Here is a 17,859-nt window from a genome sequence, read left to right as displayed (position 1 = left end):
CAACGCGGGCGGCTTGACCCGGTGCCGCACCCATGCCCTTCTCGCCGCAAAGGGAGGACGCGCATGACCGCACCGGGCTCGATCGACGAGGTTCAGGCGATGCTGGCCGGAGAGGGATACGTCTGCGGCCGGGCGCTGGCCACGGTGGTCTTTCTCGGGCTGCGGCTCGGGCGGCCGATCTTCCTCGAGGGCGAGGCCGGCGTCGGCAAGACGGAGATCGCCAAGGCGCTCTCTGCCGCGCTGGGCCGGCGGCTCATCCGCCTGCAATGCTACGAGGGGCTCGATTCCGCCTCGGCCGTCTACGAATGGAACTTTCCCGCGCAGATGGTCGCCATTCGCACCGCCGAGGCGGTCGAGGGCACCGACCGCGAGGCGCTGACCGACGAGCTCTTCTCCGAGCGCTTCCTGATCCGCCGCCCGTTGCTCGAGGCGATGTCGCCCCAGCCCGGCGGCGCGCCCGTGTTGCTGATCGACGAGCTCGACCGCACCGACGCCCCCTTCGAGGCCTTCCTGCTCGAGGCGCTTTCGGACTTCCAGGTGACCATCCCCGAGATCGGCACCATCCGCGCGCCAGAGCCGCCCATCGTGATCCTGACCTCGAACCGCACGCGCGAGGTGCACGACGCCCTCAAGCGCCGCTGCCTCTACCACTGGGTCGACTACCCGGACTTCGACCGCGAGATGGCGATCCTGAAGGCACGGGTGCCCGAGGCCTCCGAGGCGCTCTCGCGCGAGGTGGTGGCCTTCGTCCAGCGCCTGCGCACCGAGGATCTCTTCAAGAAGCCGGGCGTGGCCGAAACCATCGACTGGGCGAAATGCCTGCTCGCGCTCGACATGATCGAGCTTTCCCCGCAGGTGATCGCCGACACGCTGGGCGCGATCCTGAAATACCAGGACGACATCGCCCGCCTGCAGGGCTCCGAGGCCGCACGCCTGCTCGAGGAAGCCCGCGCCGGGATGGCGCCGGCATGAGCGCCACGCCGGTCCTTCCTCTTGCCAAAAATACCCCGGGGGAGTCCGCCGCAGGCGGACGGGGGCAGCGCCCCCGGGCCGGCGCGGCCACCCGCGCCTGACCCCGATGCCCGAGCACCGCCCCCTCGACCTGCCCGAAAACCCGCAGCTCGTGGCCAACCTCGTCCACTTCGCGCGCGCGCTGCGCAAGGCGGGGCTGCGCGTGGGCACGGGCCGCGTGGCCGATGCCGTGCGCGCGGTCGAGGCCGCGGGCTTCACCGAGCGGGCGGATTTCTACCACGTGCTCGAGGCCTGCTTCGTCTCGCGCGCCGAGGAGCGGCGCGTCTTCGCGCAGGTCTTCCGCCTCTTCTGGCGCGACCCGCGCTTCATGGAGCACATGATGGCGATGATGCTGCCCGCGGTGCGCGGCGTGGCCGAGGAGCGCGCGGCGCAGGCGGCCGAGAAGCGCGCGGCGGAGGCGCTGCTCGCGGGCGCCGAGATGCCGGGGCGCGACCGCCCGGACGAGGCTGCGGAGGAGACCGAGATCGAGGTGGACGCCTCGCTCACCGTCTCCGCAGAGGAACGCCTCCGCACGCTGGACTTCGAGCAGATGAGCACCGAGGAGGTTGCGGCGGCGAAGCGGATGCTGGCCCGGCTGTCGTTCCCGGTGCGGCCCTTTCCCTCGCGCCGGGCCGAGGCCAGGCCCGCGGGGCGGCGGATCGACCGCCGCCGCTCGCTGCGCGCCGCGATGCGCTCGGGCGGCGAGATGCAGGCCCTGCACCACGTCCGGCCGCGCCCGCGCTGGCCCGCGCTGGTCGCGCTCTGCGACATCTCCGGCTCGATGAGCCAGTACAGCCGGGTGTTGCTGCATTTCCTGCACGCTGTGTCGAACAGGCAGGGCGCGGGCTGGGCCGAGGTGCACGCCTTCACCTTCGGCACCCGGCTCACCAACGTCACGCGCCACCTGCGCACCCGCGACGTGGACGCGGCGCTCGCCGCCGCGGGGGCCGAGGCGCAGGACTGGGAAGGCGGCACGCGGATCGGCGACTGCCTGCATGCCTTCAACCGCGACTGGTCGCGCCGCGTGATGGCGCAGGGGGCCGTGGTGCTGCTCATCACCGACGGGCTCGACCGTGGCGACCCCGACCGCCTATCGCGCGAGATGGAGCGGCTGCACCTCACCGCCCGACGCCTCGTCTGGATCAACCCGCTGCTGCGCTTCGGCGACTTCGCGCCGCGCGCCACGGGAATCCGCGCGATGCTGCCGCATGTCGACAGCTTCCGCGCGGGTCACTCGATCGAGACGATCGAGGCGCTTGCCGAGGCGATTTCCCGACCGGACGACTCCGGCGAGAAAACCCGGCTGATGGAGGCGCTGCGCGCCCTCTGAAGGCCGTCTGGACTGCCCGGCGACTCGCCCGGTGCCGGGCCACGGGCGCTCGGGATTTGTGAAACATGTCGTGCGGGGGCGCGTTGTGCCGCGACACGAACATGGAAGGAATGCGCCATGTCACGCCCTGCACACCGTCCCGCAACCGCGATGGCCCTGGTGCTCGGTCTCTTCGCGCCGCTGCCCGTGACCGGCCAGTCCGACGCGCCGCTCTGCGGGCCGGACTCCGGCCTGCCCTGCACCGACGAGCTCTCCGGCGCGACGATCGAGACCGCCGAGGCGCTGCGCGAGCTCTACGAGGCCCGAGATCAGGACACCGCCTTCATCGACGGCCTGGTGGACGAACCCGAAGCCGGGGTCGGCGAGGCCGTGAGCCCCGACACGCCGATCGGGGACGCCGACACCACCGGCAGCGCGCGTGCGCCGGAAGACACCGGGCCGCCGGCCGACGCGGGGCCGCCGGCAGATGCCGGACCGCCCGCGCATGCCAATCGCCCGGCCGATGCCGGCCCGCCCGAAGACCGGGCGCAGGCAGCCCCGGAGCGGACACCAAGGGCGGGCGAACTGCCCGACTGCGGTCCGGGCGCCGCCTTTCCTTGCGTCGACCGGGTTTCCGGCGCGGTGATCGAGGAGCCGGAGAACCTGCGCGAGCTCTACGAGGCGCGCGACCAGGATACGGGCTTTCTCGACGACATGCTGGCGGAGTCCGACGCCGAGCGCGGTTCGGAAGAACGGGCGCGTGAGCAGGCCGAAGAGACCGAGCGCCGTGTCGAGGAGGCGGAGCGCCGTGCCGCAGAGGCCGAGCGCGAGCTCGAAGAACAGCGCCGCCGCGCCGAAGAGGCCGAGGCGCAGCGTCGGCAGGCCGAAGCCGCCGCGCGCCGCGCCCAGGAACGCGCGAATGCAGGTCCGCCGGCCGCGGCACAGGAAGACGCAGAGCCCGCCGAGGTAGAAACGCGTCAGATCACGGAAGCCGAGGCGCGGGCCTCTTCCGAGGAGTTCGAGACCGAAATCCAGACCGAAACCCGGGCCGGGCAGGAGGGCGACGACGACCGGCTGCGCGACCTTGGTCGCGCAGCCCTGATCGGGCTTGGCGCCTATGCGCTCGGGCAGGTTCTGGACGATGGCGGCGAGGTCGTGGCCGGCACCGGCGAGCGGGTCGTGGTCGAGCGCGACGGACGCTACGACATCCTCAAGGACGACGATACGCTTCTGCGCCGTCCGGGTGCGGACGTGCAGACCGAGCGTTTCGCCGACGGTTCCCTGCGCACGCGGGTCATCCTGCCCGAGGGCGGCGAGGTGATCACGGTGCGCGCGGCGGACGGCCGCATCCTGCGCCGCGTGCGGGTGATGCCGGACGGCCAGCGCGTCGTGCTCTTCGACGACACGCGGCAGGTGCAGCCGGTCGATATCTCGCAGCTCCCGCGGGCCGCGGCGCCTGTCGAGATCGAGGACGGCACCACGGACGAGGACGAACTGGCCGAGGCGCTGCGTCAGGCCCGCCTGCGCGACGTGAACCGCGACTTCTCGCTCGAGCAGATCCGGCAGATCGACGCGGTGCGCAAGCTGGTGCCGGTCGTCTCGCTCGACCGCATCACCTTTCCCTTCGGTTCGGCCGCGATCCCGGCCTCGGAAGCGGAGGAACTGAACGCCCTGGGCACGGCGATGCGCCGCGCGATCCGCGAGAACCCTGGCGCGGTGTTCCTGGTCGAGGGGCATACGGATGCGGTGGGCCCTGCGGCCTACAACCTGCTGCTGTCGGACCGGCGGGCGGAATCGGTCGCGCTCGCACTGACCGAGTACTTCGGCGTCCCGCCTGCGAACATGATCGTGCAGGGCTACGGCGAATCCGATCTGCGGGTCGAGACGCAGGACCGCTCGCAGGCCAACCGCCGGGCCGCGGTGCGCAACATCACGCCGCTGCTGACGGGGGGGAGCTGAGCGGCGATTTGATCTGAGTCATGCAAGACGCGGAATGCGTCTCCTATTCTGATCGCGGAATGTGATTGGAAGAGGAGGGGCGGCCATGCCACTCAACTGGAAAACGGGCGGCGTGCTGCTGGGCGCCGTCTTCTTTCTCGCGGTGCTTCTGGTGAAGCCCATCGGGGTCTCGACGCAGTTCGTGATCCTTGACGCGATCATCGGCGACATCGCCAACCCCGCGCTGATCCAGGCGACGGAAGAGGGCTATACCTCGTCGAACGCCTACCTGGCGAAATCCGGCGGCAAATATGCGGCCAATGCGGCCAACCCGCTCAACTACAGCTTCGTCTTCGTGCTGGCGATGGCGCTGGGCGCGTTCCTCTCGGCCCGGCTGCGCGGCGGCGTGGGCGCGGCCGAGCGCACCGCGCCGGCGCTCTGGCGGGCGAACTTCGGCGACGCGCCGCTGGGCCGCTACGCGGTGGCCTTCCTGGGCGGCTTTGTCGTGCTCTACGGCGCGCGGCTCGCGGGCGGATGCACCTCGGGGCACATGATGTCCGGCATGATGCAGACGGCGCTCTCGGGTTACATCTTCGCGGCCGGCGCCTTCGCCGCCGCCGTGCCCACCGCGATCCTCATGTACCGGAAGGAGGCCTGAGCCATGACGACGATCATCCTCGCCATCGTGATCGGCGCCGCCTTCGGCGCGGCGCTCGACCGGATCGGGGCCACGAATCCCAACTGGATCTGGCGGATGCTCAACCTGAGCAACCTGCACCTTATGAAGACCATCCTGCTGGCGATCGGCACGGGCTCCGTCCTGATGTTCGGCGGGCAGATGCTGGGCCTCGTCGATGTGGGCCACATGTCGGTCAAGGCGGCCTATGCGGGCGTCTTCATCGGCGGGCTCATGCTGGGCGCGGGCTGGGCGGCCTCGGGCTTCTGCCCGGGCACGGGCGTCGCGGCCGCCGCGACGGGCCGCAAGGATGCGCTCTTCTTCATCGCCGGCGGGCTGCTGGGCGCGGCGGCCTACATGCTGAGCTATCCGTGGTGGAAATCCGCGGGCCTGCTCGACGACATGGCGGGCGGCAAGGTGACGCTGGGCGCGGTGCCGGACTCCGGCTACGCGGGCCTCACCGGCCTGCCGGGCGACGTTCTGGGCATCGTGCTGGGGCTTGCCTTCATCGCGGTGGCCTTCGCGCTGCCCGAGCGGCTGCGGCGGGCGCCGCAGGGCCGTGCGGCGGAGATGCCGGCCGAGTGAGCGGCGTGCTCGCCGCGCCCTGAACGGGCGCTTCTCGCGAGGAGGGCCTGCAAGGGACCGACGAGCGGCTGGGAACGCGGGCCGCGACGGGAGTCGTCGCGGCCCTTTTCGCGCGTCCGCGCGCGGCATACCTTCGGGGCGTGGAGGCGCAGGGGGGAGAGCCGCGCGATGGACCGTTTCGACCGTATTCCCGAGACCGCGCTCGGCTGGCACCGCGCAGGGCGCGGCGCCGCGCTCGCCACCGTGGTCGAGACCTGGGGCAGCGCGCCGCGGCGCGTGGGCGCGCAGCTCGCCGTCTCGGGCGAGGGCGAGATCGAGGGGTCCGTCTCGGGCGGCTGCGTCGAGGGCGCTGTGGTGGCCGAGGCGCTGGAGGCGATCGAGGAGGGCGAGGCGCGGCTGCTGACCTTCGGGGTTTCCGACGAGGACGCCTTCGCCGTGGGGCTGGCCTGCGGCGGCACGATCCGCGTGCTGGTCGAGCCCGTGGGATCGGTGATTCCGGAGGCGATGCTCGACGAGCTGGTGACGCACCGGATGGAGCGGCGTCCCGTCGCCTATATTGCCGATCTGGAAGGCGGCGGCGGCCGGCGGCTGGCGACCGAGGGCTTCGCCGATCGCTTCCGCATGGACCGCTCAGGCGTGGAGGAGGACGGCCGCACCTTCGTGGCGATCCACAATCCGCCGCTGCGGCTGATCGTGGTGGGCGCGGTGCATATCGCGCAGGCGCTGCTGCCGATGGCGCGGCTGGCGGGCTACGATCCCGTCCTGATCGACCCGCGCGAGGCCTTCGGCTCCGAGGCGCGCTTTCCCGGGGAGCGCATCCTGCACGACTGGCCGGACGACGCCGTGGCGGCCGCGGGGCTCGACACCCGCACCGCGCTCGTCCTGCTCACCCACGACCCCAAGCTCGACGACCCGGCGCTGATGCGCGCGCTGCGCGCCCCGGTCTTCTACATCGGCGCGCTGGGCTCGACCCGCACGCATGCAAAGCGCGTGGCGCGCCTGACCGAAGCGGGGTTCTCGGAGAACGAGATCGCGCGGATCCATGCGCCCATAGGTCTCGACATCGGCGCCTCGGGGCCGGCGGAGATCGCCGTCGCGATCCTTGCCGAGATGACGCGCGTTCTGAGGAAAGGTGCATGAGGTTCGGGCCGGTTCCGCTCGAGCAGGCCGAGGGCGCGCTGCTCGCCCACTCCGTGCGTCTCGCGGAGGGGAAACTGAAGAAGGGCCGGCGGCTCGGCCGCGCCGATCTGGACCGTCTCGCCGAAGCGGGCCACGCCGAGGTGATCGTGGCCCGGCTCGATCCCGGCGACGTTGACGAGAACACGGCCGCCGCCCGGCTCGCCGAGGCCCTCGTGCCCGCGCCGCAGGCGGCTGGGCTCCGCCTGACCGAGCCCTTTACCGGACGGGTGAACCTGATCGCCGATGGCCCGGGCGTCGTCACGATGGAGGCCGAACGCCTGCACAGGCTCAACGCCGTGCATCCGATGATCACGCTGGCCACGGTGCCGCCCTTTCGGCAGATGGCCGAGGGCGGCATGGTGGGAACGGTGAAGATCATCTCCTACGCCGTGCCGGGCGAGGCACTGGCCACCGCCTGCGAGGCCGCGCGCGGCGCGATCCGGCTGGCGCGGCCGGCGCTCCGCACGGCGACGCTGATCGTCACGGAGATCCCCGGCGGCGCCGGCGAGAAGGGTGTGCCCGCGATCGAAGGCCGGCTCGAGGCGCTGGGCATGAGGATGGACGGCCCCGTGACGGTGCCGCACCGCACCGACCCGCTCGCTGCGGCGATCGGCGCGGCGGGCGGCGATCTCGTGCTGATCCTCACCGGTTCGGCCACCTCGGACCCCGCCGATGTCGCCCCCGAGGCGGTGCGGCGGGCCGGGGGCAGGGTGGACCGATTCGGCATGCCGGTGGACCCAGGCAACCTGCTCTTCCTGGGAGAACAGGCCGGCCGCCCGGTGATCGGCCTGCCGGGCTGCGCGCGCTCGCCTGCCCTCAACGGTGCGGACTGGGTGCTCAGCCGTATCGCCTGCGGGATCGAGGTCACGGGCGCGGACATCGCGGCGATGGGCGTGGGGGGACTTCTGAAGGAGATCCCGACGCGCCCGCAGCCGCGCGCGGGCCGCAAGGCGCGCGCGTGAGGCTGGCGCGCAGGTGACGGCGGGCTACCCTTCGGTCTGGCAACCGCAACCGAGGGAGGTTTCCGATGCGCCGCAGATTGATTGCCACGGCTCTCGCCGCCGGGCTCTCGGCCCCGGCCGCGCAGGGCCAGATCGCGGGCGAATACGTCGATTACACCGTGGGGGACACGGTGTTCGAGGGCTACTACGTCCGCAACGCGGATCTGGACGAAACCCGCGGCACGGTGGTGATCGTGCACGACTGGGACGGCCTGACCGATTACGAGGAACGCCGCGCCGAGATGCTCGCCGCGCAGGGCTATGCCGTCTTCGCGCTGGACGTCTACGGCAAGGAGGCCGATCCGCAGGGCGTGGACGACTACCGCGCACTATCCGGGGCGATGTATGGCGACCGCGAGACCTTCCGGGCCCGTTTGCGCGCCGGAGTGAAGGCCGCCCGCAACCAAGAGGGCGCGGCGCAGCAGGTCGTGGTGATGGGCTACTGCTTCGGCGGCGCGGGCGTGCTGGAACTGGCGCGCGCCGGCGCCGAGGCTGTGGGCTTCGTGAGCTTCCACGGCGGGCTCGGCACGCCGGAAGGGCAGGGCTACACGGGCCAGGACGCGCCGGTCCTTCTGCTGCACGGATCGGCCGATCCGGTGTCCGGCATGCCCGACCTCGCCGCGCTTCTGGACGAGTTGCAGGCGGCGGGTGTTCCGCACGAGGCGCGCGTCTTCGGCGGCGCGCGGCATTCCTTCACGGTCTGGGGGTCCGACGACTACGACCTCGCGGCCGACCGCGGCAGCTGGGACGCGCTGGGCGCGTTCCTCGAGGCGCGCTTCTGAGGGCGGATGCCGCCCGGGTGCTGCGCGACCGCGCCCGACAGACGCATGAACGGCGCCCAGGCCGGGTGACGGGCGCGCAGCGCCCGCGCCGTCACCCGGGCTTGCGCGCGACGAAGTCGATCAGCGCCGAGAGTCCCGCGTGTCCGCGCCCCTCGCGGATGTCGCGCTCGTAGGCGCGGTTTTCGAGGATTTCCCATCCGTCGAAGGCGCACGCCAGAAGCTCCTCGGTATACATGTTCTCGGCGCAGGGCGGGCCGCCGGTACCGCGGCCGACCTGGTCCGGCGTGTAGCCGTGCAGAAGCAGCAGGCCGCCGGGCGCGAGAGCCGCGCGCATCTTTTCGAAAAGGCGCGCACGGTCTTCGGGGCCGGCGAACTGGATGAAGATGGCCGCGATCACGTCCCATCCCGCGCCCCAGTCGTCGGTCAGCACATCCGCCTCGACGAAGTCGACCGAAACGCCGCGCTCCTCCGCCAGCCGCCGCGCCTTGGCAATCGCCGAGGGCGCGTATTCCAGCGCCGTGACCTCGAGGCCCTGCTCCGCCATGAAGACCGAGTTGCGGCCCTCGCCGTCGGCGAGGGCAAGCGCGCGGGCACCGGCACGCAGAAGCCCGGCGTGATCCCGCATGAAGGCCGCGGGTTCGGTTCCGAAGAGATAGTCGGGGGTGGAAAAGCGCGCCTCCCAGCCGGAGGCGGTGCCGTCGCTCATTTGGTGACGGGGCCGATCATCATGATCATCTGACGGCCCTCCATCTTCGGCATGTTCTCGACCTTGCCGACCTCTTTCACGTCCTCGGCGACCCGCTGCAGCAGCTCGCGGCCGAGGTTCTGATGCGCCATCTCGCGTCCGCGAAAGCGCAGGGTGACCTTCACCTTGTCGCCCTTCTCGAGGAATTTCATCACGTTCCGCATCTTCACGTCGTAGTCGTGCTGATCGGTGTTGGGACGGAACTTGACCTCCTTGACGTCGATGACCTTCTGTTTCTTCTTCGCCTCGGACTCGCGCTTCTGCTGCTCGTACTTGTACTTGCCGAAGTCCATGATCTTGCAGACCGGCGGATTGGCGTTGGGCGAGATCTCTACGAGGTCGAGGCCGACCGTTTCGGCCGCCTCGAGCGCCTTGGCGGGGGGCACCACGCCGAGGTTCTCTCCGTTCGGGCCGATGAGGCGGATTTCCGGGGCGCGGATGCGGTCGTTGACGCGGGGGCCGGTGTCGCGCGGCGGGGGCGCGTTGTGCGGTCTGCGGGCTATGGGTTCGGTCCTTGTGTTATGGAAGAATTCGCGTGCGGGAAAGTAAACTTGGCCCCCGACCGATTCAAGCGACAATCGGCGCTTCGCAGGGCGGCCGGGCGCCCCGGATCGCCCGTCGGCGGGAGCGGCGCCGGGTGGATCTGCGAAGACCTGCGTCTCAGCCGACGAAGGCCTTCTCGACCACGTATTCGGCAGGCTCCGAATTGGCGCCCTCGCGCAGGCCGGCGCCCTCGAGAATCGCCTTCATGTCCATGTTGAAGGCGAGCGAGCCGCAGACCATCGCACGATCCGTCGCGGGGCCGAAATCCGCGATCCCGAGCTCGGAGAAGAGCGTGCCGTTCTCGATCAGCGTCGTGACGCGGCCCATCCTGGGGCTCTCTTCCCGCGTGGTGGTCGGGTAGTAGGTCAGCTTGTCGCCCACCATCTCGCCGATCAGCGGGTCGTCCTTCAGGCTCTCGACCAGTTCGCGGCCGTAGTCGAGCTCGGCCACGTCCCGGCAGGTATGGGTAAGATAGACCTGCTCGTAGTCCTCGTAGGTCTGCGGGTCGCGGATGAGTGAGGCGAAGGGCGCGATCCCGGTGCCGGTCGCGAAGAACCAGATGCGTTTGCCGGGCAGCAGCGCGTCGTGCACGAGCGTGCCCACGGGCTTGGGGCGCAGGATGATCTGATCGCCGGGCTGGATGTGCTGAAGCCGCGAGGTGAGGGGGCCGTCCTGCACCTTGATCGAATAGAACTCGAGCTCGTCCGCCCAGGACGGCGAGGCGATGGAATAGGCGCGCAGCAGCGGTTTGCCGTTGTCGCCCAGCAGCCCGATCATCACGAACTCGCCCGACCGGAACCGCAGCGAACGCGGCCGCTCGACCTTGAACGAGAAGAGCCGGTCGGTCCAGTGCCGCACCTCCGTGACGGTGGCGGCGTCGGGCAGCGCGGGCGCGCGGGTCGAGTCGGTCTGTGTCGCGGTCTGGGTCACGAATCTGCTCTCTGCGAGGCTGTGTTCCGGGTCGCGTCTGCGATATGCCCTAGTCTCTAGCTAAACTTTGATCCATGTCACGAAAAGAGGGTGCAGCGGCCCGCAGCGGCCGGATGCCACGCAGCGCATCTGCCCATGCAGAAAGATTTCCTTCATTTTCCCGCTATAGTATCGTCAAGTGGAACGAACAGGGTCAAATGCTTTCATGGTCGAGTCGCCTTCCCGAAAACCGGAAACGGCGCAGTCGCTGGTCCGTCTGGATGACGTCGACCGGCGGATCCTGCGCGAGCTTCAGCGCGACGCCGGCCAGTCGCTGGAAGAGATCGCGCGCGCCGTCGGCTCGTCCAAGACGCCGGTCTGGAACCGCATCCGCAAGATGCGCGATGCCGGCATCGTCGGAAAGCAGACCGTCATTCTCGACGCCGAGGCGCTGGGCTTCGAGGCCTGCTTCTTCGTGCTGGTGAGAACCTCGGAGCACGAGGCCGCCTGGCAGGCCGATTTCCTCGAAGCGGTGCGGGAACGCCCCGAGGTGCAGGAGGCGCACCGCCTCGCCGGGGACATCGACTACATCCTCAAGGTCAGGGTGAAGAACGCGCGCGCCTACGACGCCTTCTACCAGGCGCTGATTTCGCAGGTGAAGGTGCACAACGTCACCGCCCTTCTCTCGATGGAAGAGATCAAGGCGACGACCGCTCTGCCGGTCTAGCGGCGCGCCGCGTTCGCCGGGCCGGCGCGCGGGTCCGCGACGACCGAAAGCGCCTCGAGCCCGTGAAAATGATAAAGGTCGGCGTAACGCGGGCGTTCGGCGAGGCGCAGGCCGGGACAGCGGTCGAACAGGGCGGCGAGCGCGATGCGCAATTCCAGCCGTGCGAGGGGCGCACCCACGCAGAAGTGCAGCCCGGCGCCGAAGGCCAGATTCGTGCGCGGCGCACGGTCGGCGTCGAAGCGCTCGGGCGCGTCCCAGACCGCCGGATCGCGATTGGCGGCGGCCAGCATCAGCGCGACCTGTTCGCCGCGCTCGAAGCGATGGCCCGCGATCTCGACCGGCGCGTAGGCGTAGCGCGTGAAAAGATGCAGCGGCGGGTCGAAGCGCAGGATCTCCTCGACCGTGGCCTCGGCGCGGTCTGGGGCGAGCCGCTCGGGCCCGACCCCCTCCTCCAGCAGGGTCTTCACCCCGTTGCCCAGGGTGTGCACGGTGGCTTCGTGACCCGCGTTCAGAAGCAGGATGCAGGTGGTGACAAGCTCGTCGGTGGTGAGCTTCTCGCCCTCTTCCTCGGCCGCGATGAGGTGGGTGATGAGATCATCGGCCGGCCGCTCCCGGCGCTCCTCGACGTAGGCGCGCAGGAACGCCGCGAAGTCGGCCGCGGCGCGGGCAGCCGCGTCCTCGACCGCGCGGTCGCGGCGGGCCTGATACATCGCGACCATCGCGTTCGACCAGGCCAGAAGCTGATCGGCCATGGTCTCGGGCACGCCGAGCAGGCGCGCGATGACGATCACGGGCACCTTCTGCGCGTAGGCAGGCAGAAGGTCGAAGGGTCCGTCGGGAAAGGCGTCGATCAGCCCGTGGCAGAGCGCCTCGATCTCCGGCGCCATGGCGGCGATGCGGCGGGTGGTGAAGGCGCGCAGCACCAGCCCGCGCAGGCGCGTGTGACGGGGCGGCTCGAGCTCCAGCATCGAATGCGCCTCGACCGCGTAGAACGGCGCGAGATGGGCGGGCGGCGTCTCGGCCCGCTCGGGCGGAACCTCTCGGCCGAAGCGGCGGTCGCGCAGGATCGCGCCCACGGTCGCGTGATCGAAGGCCGCGGGCATCGCGTAGTCCTCCCACCAGACCAGTGGGCCGGCCGCACGCGCCCGCGCGTAGAACGGATAGGGATCCTGCACGAAGGCGGGATCGGTCGGAGACTGGGCGAGCTGCTGCATGGCGCCGGTCTGCCGCGCCTCGCCTTTCGCCGCAAGGGGGACGGAAAGCCGAGCTTTCCGGTCGGAAAAGCCTTGACCTGAGTGCGCGATGCTTTATCCGAGCGATTGGGTCGGGAAACCGACGCGCAACAGATCAGGGAGTATCCCATGACCAACCTCCGTCGCACCGCGCTGACAGGGGCCGCCGCGCTGGCGGTCGCAATGACCTCGGCGCCCGCGCTCTTCGCGCAAGGCGAGCTGAACCTCTATTCCTCGCGCCACTACGACACCGACGAGCGGCTCTACTCGGACTTCGAGGAGATGACCGGCATCACCATCAACCGCATCGAGGGCAACGCGGACGAGCTGCTCGCACGGATGGAGGCCGAGGGCGAGAACTCGCCCGCCGACGTGCTGCTCACCGTGGACACCTCGCGCCTCGAGCGCGCGAAGGACATGGGTCTGCTGCAGCCGATCGAATCCGAGGTGATCGAGACGCGCATCCCCGACTACCTGCAGGACGAGGATAACGAGTGGTTCGGCTTCTCGCAGCGCTCGCGGATCCTTTTCTACGACAAGGACGAGGTCGAAAATCCGCCGCAGACCTATCAGGCGCTGGCCGACGACCAGTATGAGGGGATGATCTGCATCCGCTCCGGCACCAACGTCTATTCGCAGACGATCCTCGCCGCTCTGATCGAGCACCTCGGAGAGGAGGCCGCGCGCGACTGGGCCGCGGCGGTGGTCGAGAACTTCGCCCGCGACCCGCAGGGCGGCGACACCGACCAGCTGCGCGGCATCGTCTCGGGCGAGTGCGACATCGCCATGTCGAACACCTACTACTTCGCCCGCGCGATCCGGACCGACGTGGACGGGCTCTCGGACAGCCTCGACATGATCGGCTGGGTCTTCCCCAACCAGGACAGCTTCGGCGCGCACATGAACCTCTCGGGCGGCGGCGTGGCGGCCCACGCGCCGAACCGCGAGAACGCGATCCGATTCCTGGAATACCTGACCTCCGAGTCCGCGCAGGAATACTTCTCGGCCGGCAACGACGAGTATCCGGCTGTCCCCGGCGTCGCGCTTTCGCCCTCGGTGGCCGAACTGGGCTTCTTCAAGCCCGACGATCTCGACGCGACCGCGATCGCCGAGAACGTGCCGGCCGCCCAGCGCATCTTCAACGAGGTCGGCTGGAAGTGATCGGCTGATACAGGCTTCGACGCCTGATCTTCGGGGGCGCGGTCCGCAGGCGGGCCGCGCCCTTTCTCGTGCGGCTGCCGTGCGGTGCGCGCCTTGCGGCGCGCGCAGCTTCTGGCACTGCGTGCGCAGGGGGCGCTGCCCCCGTCGCGCGCGTGGCGCGCGCGACTCTCCCGGGGCTGTTTCCCTGCGCGAAGAAGAACGGCGGCGCCGGCGACGTTTGGTCCCCCCGCGGTCCCGGTCACTCCGCCGCACCGGGAAGCTCCGCCGCCGGCGCCGGCGTTGCGCGTGGGAGAGCGCGGCGCGCGCCGAGCGAGCGGCAGACGAGCGCCACGGGCAATAGCCCGACGGCCACGATCACGAGGCTGGGCACCGCCGCGCCGGCGAGGCGTTCGTCGGCGGCGAGCCGGTGGGCCTGCACGGCGAGCGTGTCGAAGTTGAAGGGCCGCATGATGAGCGTGGCGGGCAGCTCCTTCATGACGTCCACGAAGACGATGAGCAGCGCGGTCAGCACCGAGGAGCGCAGGATCGGCAGGTGGACGCGCCGCACCAGCCCGCCGGGGGTGGCGCCCAGGGTGCGCGCCACCGCGTCCATGTGTGGATGCAGGCTCGCCTGTCCGCCGTCATAGGTGTTGAGCGCGGCGGCCATGAAGCGGATCGTGTAGGCGGCCACGAGCAGCCAGATCGAGCCGGTGAAGAGCAGCCCCGTGTCGATGCCGAAGCGCGCCTCCATGAAGGCGTCGATGGCGTTGTCGAGCGCGGCGAAGGGCACCAGCAGCCCCACCGCGATCACGCCGCCGGGCACGGCGTAACCGATGCGCGCGAGGCTCGAGGCGGTGGTGGAGAGCCGGCCGGGCTCCAGCCGCTGGAAGGCGCCGATCAGCACCGCCGCGCCGACGGTCACGCCGGCGGCCGTTCCGGCGAGGATCACCGAGTTGCGCAGGAACTCGAGGTAGCGCTCGGACAGCAGATCCTGGCCCGAGCCCACGCCCATCTCGAGCAGCAGGCCTGCGGGAAGAAGGAAGCCGAAGAGCACGGGAATGCCGCAGAGCGCCATGGCCGCCCATTTCCCCCAGCCCGCGAGCTGCACGGCGGCGGGCCGCTCGTGCCTGCGGCCCGCGCCGTGGTGCCGCGCCTCGCCGCGCGTCACGCGCTCGAGCACGGCCAGGAAGAGCGCGAAGCCCAAAAGGCAGAGCGCGAGCTGTGCTGCCGCCGCGCGGTCGGCCATGGAGAACCAGCTCTGGTAGATGCCGGTGGCGAAGGTCTGCACGCCGAAGTAGCTCACCGTGCCGAAGTCCGCGATCGTCTCCATCACGGCGAGCAGCACGCCGCCCGCGATCGCGGGCCGGGCCATCGGCAGCGAGACGCGGAAGAAGGCGCCCCAGGGCCCCTGGCCCAGCGCGCGCGCGGCCAGATTCGCGGTCGCCGATTGCTGGAGGAAGGCCGCGCGCGCCAGCAGATAGACGTAAGGATAGAGCACGAGGATCAGCATGACCGCCGCGCCGCCGGTGGAGCGCACCTCGGGGAACCAGTACTCGCGCGGGCCCCAGCCGGTCACCTCGCGCAGAAGCGTCTGCACCGCCCCCGGATGGTCGAGCAGGTCGGTGTAGGCGTAGCCCATGACGTAGGCCGGAAAGGCGAGCGGCAGCGCGAGGGCCACCTCGAAGAGGCGCACGCCGGGAAACCGCGTCATGGTCACCAGCCAGGCCGCGCCGGTGCCGATCGCGGCCGTGCCGATCGCCACCAGGATGACGAGCTGGAGCGTGGTGAAGGTGTAGCGCCAGAGCACCGTGTCGGCGAGATGGCGCAGCGTATCGAGCGAGCCCAGCATGGCGGCCACCGCCACCGCCACCATCGGCAGCAGGCAGAGGCCCGCGGCGGCCAGCGCACCCAGGCGCAGCGTCCGGCCCAGCGCGCCGAGGTCCGCGCGCGCGCGGCTCATGGCGCGGCCGCCCCCAGCGCAGCGACGATGGGGCCGAACGCCGCCGCGGTCAGGCTCGCCCCGCCCACCAGCGCGCCGTCCACGTTGGAGACGGCGAAGATCTCGGCGGCGTTGGCGCCCTTCACCGACCCGCCGTAGAGCAGCCGCACGGAGCGGCCCACGCCCGCGCCGAAGCGCCGCTCGAGCCGGGCGCGCATGAAATCGTGCACCTCGCCGATCTGGTCGGGGCTGGGCGTGCGCCCGGTTCCGATGGCCCAGACGGGTTCGTAGGCGAGCACGAGATTGTGCCCGGTCGAGCCGTCGGGAATCGAGGCCGACATCTGCCCGCCTATGATGTCGAGCGTATTCGCCGCCTCCCGCTCGGAGAGCTGCTCGCCCACGCAGACGATCGCGACGAGACCCGCCGCCTGCGCGGCGGTCGCCTTGGCGCGGACCAGTTCGCTCGTCTCGCCGTGACCCGCGCGGCGCTCCGAATGGCCGAGGATGACATGGCTCGCGCCGGCCTCCTTGAGCATCCCTGCGGAGATGTCGCCGGTATGCGCGCCGGCGGGTTCGGCATGGCAGTCCTGTCCGCCCAGGGCGACCGGCGTGCCCCGCGCCCGCGCCGCCGCCGGCGCGATCAGCGTGGCCGGCGGGCAGATCAGCACCTCGCAGCCCGGGTCGGGATGTGCAGCGGCGAGCGCGTCGATCTCGTCCAGCGCCGCGAGCGAGCCGTTCATCTTCCAGTTTCCGGCCGCCAGCCTCTGCCGCATGGTGGATCCCTTCCGCGTCACGATCCCGGGTATTCTTCGACCAGGCCGGGGGAGGTCAACCCCGCTTGCGCCTGCGGCCGGGGCGGCTACATCGGTGCCATGACGCAGTCTCTGCCGATCCCCCGTCTCGACGCGCGCGCGCTCGACGCCGGCGCCGCCTCCGAACTCGCCGCGTTGCGCCGCGGCGTCGAGGAGGCGGGCTTTCTGGTGCTGCACGCCACCGCGATTCCGCGAACGCAGGTGGAGGCGCTGATCGCCGCCTATCGCGACTTCTTCACGCGGCCGGAGGCCGAGAAGCGCGCGGTCGACATGGCGCGGACCGGGTCGAACCGCGGCTGGGGCGCGCCGCGCTCCGAGCGCGTCGATCCCGCCGCCAACCCCGACTACAAGGAGGTGTTCGACTGCGGCTACGAACTGCCGCCGGACGATCCCTGGCGCGCGCGGGGCCTGTCTGTCTATGCCGACAACCTCTGGCCCGAGGGGCTCCCTGCCTTCCGCGCGACGGTCGAGCGTTACCAGCGCGACGCGCTGGCCGTCAGCCTGCGGCTGTTGCGTGCCATCGCGCAGGCGTTGGGGGCGGATCCGGAGTATTTCGCGGACAAGTTCACGCGGCCGATGGCGCTCTTGCGCGCGAACTACTACCCGCCGCGCCCGGAGGGGGCGGGCGCGCGCGACTTCGGCATCGGGGCGCATACCGACTACGGCTGCGTCACGCTGCTGGCCACCGACGTGAAGCGGGGTCCGGTCATGGGGTGGAGATGTCGCACGCGGGCGTGCGCCGGGCAAGGCCGGTCGGCGCGTGACCGCGCCGGCCGCGCCGAGACGCGGCCTGTGTCCGACCGGGCGCAGCGTTAACCTTCGTTAACGAAAGGTTAACGCCGAAGGCCGAGAGCGCGCTAGACTCTGCGCCATGCGCGAGGCCGACCTGATTCCCATCATCTGCACGCTGTTCTTCGGCGGCGATGTCGAGCCGCGCATCCCGGTGACGATCCACGCGGCGCAGAGCCATGTGGTGCCCGACTGCGTGACCGCCACCAGCGCGATCGAGATCGGGCTCGACCGACGCAGCAGTCTCGATTCCCTCCAACAGACGCTCTTCGCGGCCGAGATGACAGGCAAGGCGCCGATGATCGTTCTGGTCGACAGCGACGGAGAGGAAGGCGTCTACGAGTATCGCATCGAGACCGCGGCGCGGCGCGCCGGGGTGGCCTATGTCGTGATCGACCTGGAGCTTCTGCGGCGCTGGCAGATGACCGCGCCGTTTCGCGCCGCGCGCGAGCAGATTCTCTCGGGCGGCGGACGCGATGGACCTTCGGCGCCGGCTGGGGGATAGTCGCGCCGGGTGATCCGGGCCCGTCGTCACGAGGCCG

18 protein-coding genes are annotated in these 17,859 nt (G+C 70.8%); 12 read left to right on the top strand and 6 right to left on the bottom strand.

All coding sequences use genetic code 11. The features are described 5' to 3' along the window. Window positions 1–63: 63 nt before the first annotated feature. The 8 genes from DRV85_RS16355 (at window position 64) to DRV85_RS16320 (ending at window position 8,481) form a co-directional block, all read left to right on the top strand. A complete protein-coding gene (locus DRV85_RS16355) occupies window positions 64–972 on the top strand; it encodes an AAA family ATPase (protein WP_113290550.1) in 909 nt (302 codons plus the stop codon). A gap of 106 nt (window positions 973–1,078) precedes the next feature. Then, the gene (locus DRV85_RS16350) at window positions 1,079–2,341 is read left to right on the top strand and encodes a vWA domain-containing protein (protein WP_113290549.1); all 1,263 of its coding nucleotides are present in this window, start codon (window positions 1,079–1,081) and stop codon (window positions 2,339–2,341) included. Window positions 2,342–2,458: 117 nt separating this feature from the next. Further along, complete coding sequence (locus tag DRV85_RS19715; RefSeq protein WP_275401729.1) at window positions 2,459–4,279, top strand: OmpA family protein; 1,821 nt, start codon at window positions 2,459–2,461, stop codon at window positions 4,277–4,279. Between the two features lie 85 nt (window positions 4,280–4,364). Next, window positions 4,365–4,916 (top strand): YeeE/YedE thiosulfate transporter family protein, encoded by a 552-nt coding sequence (locus tag DRV85_RS16340; RefSeq protein WP_113290547.1) that lies wholly within the window; start codon window positions 4,365–4,367, stop codon window positions 4,914–4,916. 3 nt (window positions 4,917–4,919) lie between these two features. Continuing rightward, window positions 4,920–5,519, top strand: coding sequence for a DUF6691 family protein (locus DRV85_RS16335; RefSeq protein WP_113290546.1), 600 nt, complete (start codon window positions 4,920–4,922; stop codon window positions 5,517–5,519). Window positions 5,520–5,687: 168 nt separating this feature from the next. Further along, complete coding sequence (locus DRV85_RS16330; RefSeq protein ID WP_113290545.1) at window positions 5,688–6,659, top strand: XdhC family protein; 972 nt, start codon at window positions 5,688–5,690, stop codon at window positions 6,657–6,659. Further along, the gene (locus DRV85_RS16325; RefSeq protein WP_113290544.1) at window positions 6,656–7,660 is read left to right on the top strand and encodes a molybdopterin-binding protein; all 1,005 of its coding nucleotides are present in this window, start codon (window positions 6,656–6,658) and stop codon (window positions 7,658–7,660) included. The genes DRV85_RS16330 and DRV85_RS16325 overlap by 4 nt, the downstream gene beginning before the upstream one ends. Window positions 7,661–7,725: 65 nt before the next feature. After that, a complete protein-coding gene (locus tag DRV85_RS16320) occupies window positions 7,726–8,481 on the top strand; it encodes a dienelactone hydrolase family protein (RefSeq protein ID WP_113290543.1) in 756 nt (251 codons plus the stop codon). Window positions 8,482–8,572: 91 nt separating this feature from the next. On the opposite strand, the gene DRV85_RS16315 is transcribed toward DRV85_RS16320, so the two are convergent. The 3 genes from DRV85_RS16315 to DRV85_RS16305 all read right to left on the bottom strand — a co-directional run bounded on the left by DRV85_RS16315 (window position 8,573) and on the right by DRV85_RS16305 (window position 10,699). Beyond that, window positions 8,573–9,187, bottom strand: coding sequence for a class I SAM-dependent methyltransferase (locus DRV85_RS16315; RefSeq protein ID WP_113290542.1), 615 nt, complete (start codon window positions 9,185–9,187; stop codon window positions 8,573–8,575). After that, entirely contained in the window at window positions 9,184–9,804 is a 621-nt protein-coding gene (gene infC, locus DRV85_RS16310) for a translation initiation factor IF-3 (RefSeq protein ID WP_476705478.1), read from the bottom strand. Before infC ends, DRV85_RS16315 begins: the two co-directional genes overlap by 4 nt. A gap of 82 nt (window positions 9,805–9,886) precedes the next feature. After that, window positions 9,887–10,699: a ferredoxin--NADP reductase gene (locus DRV85_RS16305; protein WP_113290541.1), complete on the bottom strand. Its 813-nt coding sequence runs from the start codon at window positions 10,697–10,699 to the stop codon at window positions 9,887–9,889. Between the two features lie 205 nt (window positions 10,700–10,904). On the opposite strand from DRV85_RS16305, the gene DRV85_RS16300 reads away from it, so the two are divergent. After that, window positions 10,905–11,405, top strand: a complete 501-nt coding sequence (locus tag DRV85_RS16300; protein WP_113290540.1) for an Lrp/AsnC family transcriptional regulator — start codon at window positions 10,905–10,907, stop codon at window positions 11,403–11,405. Here DRV85_RS16300 and DRV85_RS16295 read toward each other — a convergent pair. Further along, window positions 11,402–12,619, bottom strand: coding sequence for a cytochrome P450 (locus DRV85_RS16295; RefSeq protein WP_113290539.1), 1,218 nt, complete (start codon window positions 12,617–12,619; stop codon window positions 11,402–11,404). The two genes, DRV85_RS16300 and DRV85_RS16295, sit on opposite strands and share 4 nt — an antisense overlap. Before the next feature lie 147 nt (window positions 12,620–12,766). Here DRV85_RS16295 and DRV85_RS16290 point away from each other — a divergent pair, with 147 nt between their 5' ends. Next, window positions 12,767–13,798 carry a Fe(3+) ABC transporter substrate-binding protein gene (locus DRV85_RS16290; RefSeq protein WP_113290538.1) on the top strand — a complete coding sequence of 344 codons (1,032 nt, stop codon included), beginning with the start codon at window positions 12,767–12,769 and terminating at the stop codon, window positions 13,796–13,798. A gap of 238 nt (window positions 13,799–14,036) precedes the next feature. On the opposite strand, the gene DRV85_RS16285 is transcribed toward DRV85_RS16290, so the two are convergent. Beyond that, complete coding sequence (locus DRV85_RS16285; protein ID WP_113290537.1) at window positions 14,037–15,737, bottom strand: ABC transporter permease; 1,701 nt, start codon at window positions 15,735–15,737, stop codon at window positions 14,037–14,039. Further along, window positions 15,734–16,489 carry a triose-phosphate isomerase gene (gene tpiA, locus DRV85_RS16280; protein ID WP_113290536.1) on the bottom strand — a complete coding sequence of 252 codons (756 nt, stop codon included), beginning with the start codon at window positions 16,487–16,489 and terminating at the stop codon, window positions 15,734–15,736. The genes DRV85_RS16285 and tpiA overlap by 4 nt, the downstream gene beginning before the upstream one ends. 99 nt (window positions 16,490–16,588) lie before the next feature. Here tpiA and DRV85_RS16275 point away from each other — a divergent pair, with 99 nt between their 5' ends. Together DRV85_RS16275 and DRV85_RS16270 are read left to right on the top strand one after the other, a co-directional pair. Beyond that, a complete protein-coding gene (locus DRV85_RS16275) occupies window positions 16,589–17,344 on the top strand; it encodes an isopenicillin N synthase family dioxygenase (RefSeq protein ID WP_113290535.1) in 756 nt (251 codons plus the stop codon). Between the two features lie 55 nt (window positions 17,345–17,399). After that, window positions 17,400–17,822 (top strand): hypothetical protein, encoded by a 423-nt coding sequence (locus DRV85_RS16270; RefSeq protein WP_199526026.1) that lies wholly within the window; start codon window positions 17,400–17,402, stop codon window positions 17,820–17,822. The last annotated feature ends 37 nt before the right edge of the window (window positions 17,823–17,859 follow it).

This window comes from Rhodosalinus halophilus (assembly GCF_003298775.1).
Lineage (GTDB): Bacteria > Pseudomonadota > Alphaproteobacteria > Rhodobacterales > Rhodobacteraceae > Rhodosalinus > Rhodosalinus halophilus.
The sequence above is the reverse complement of the archived record's forward strand: the minus strand, read 5'-3'. Positions and strand labels throughout refer to the sequence as shown.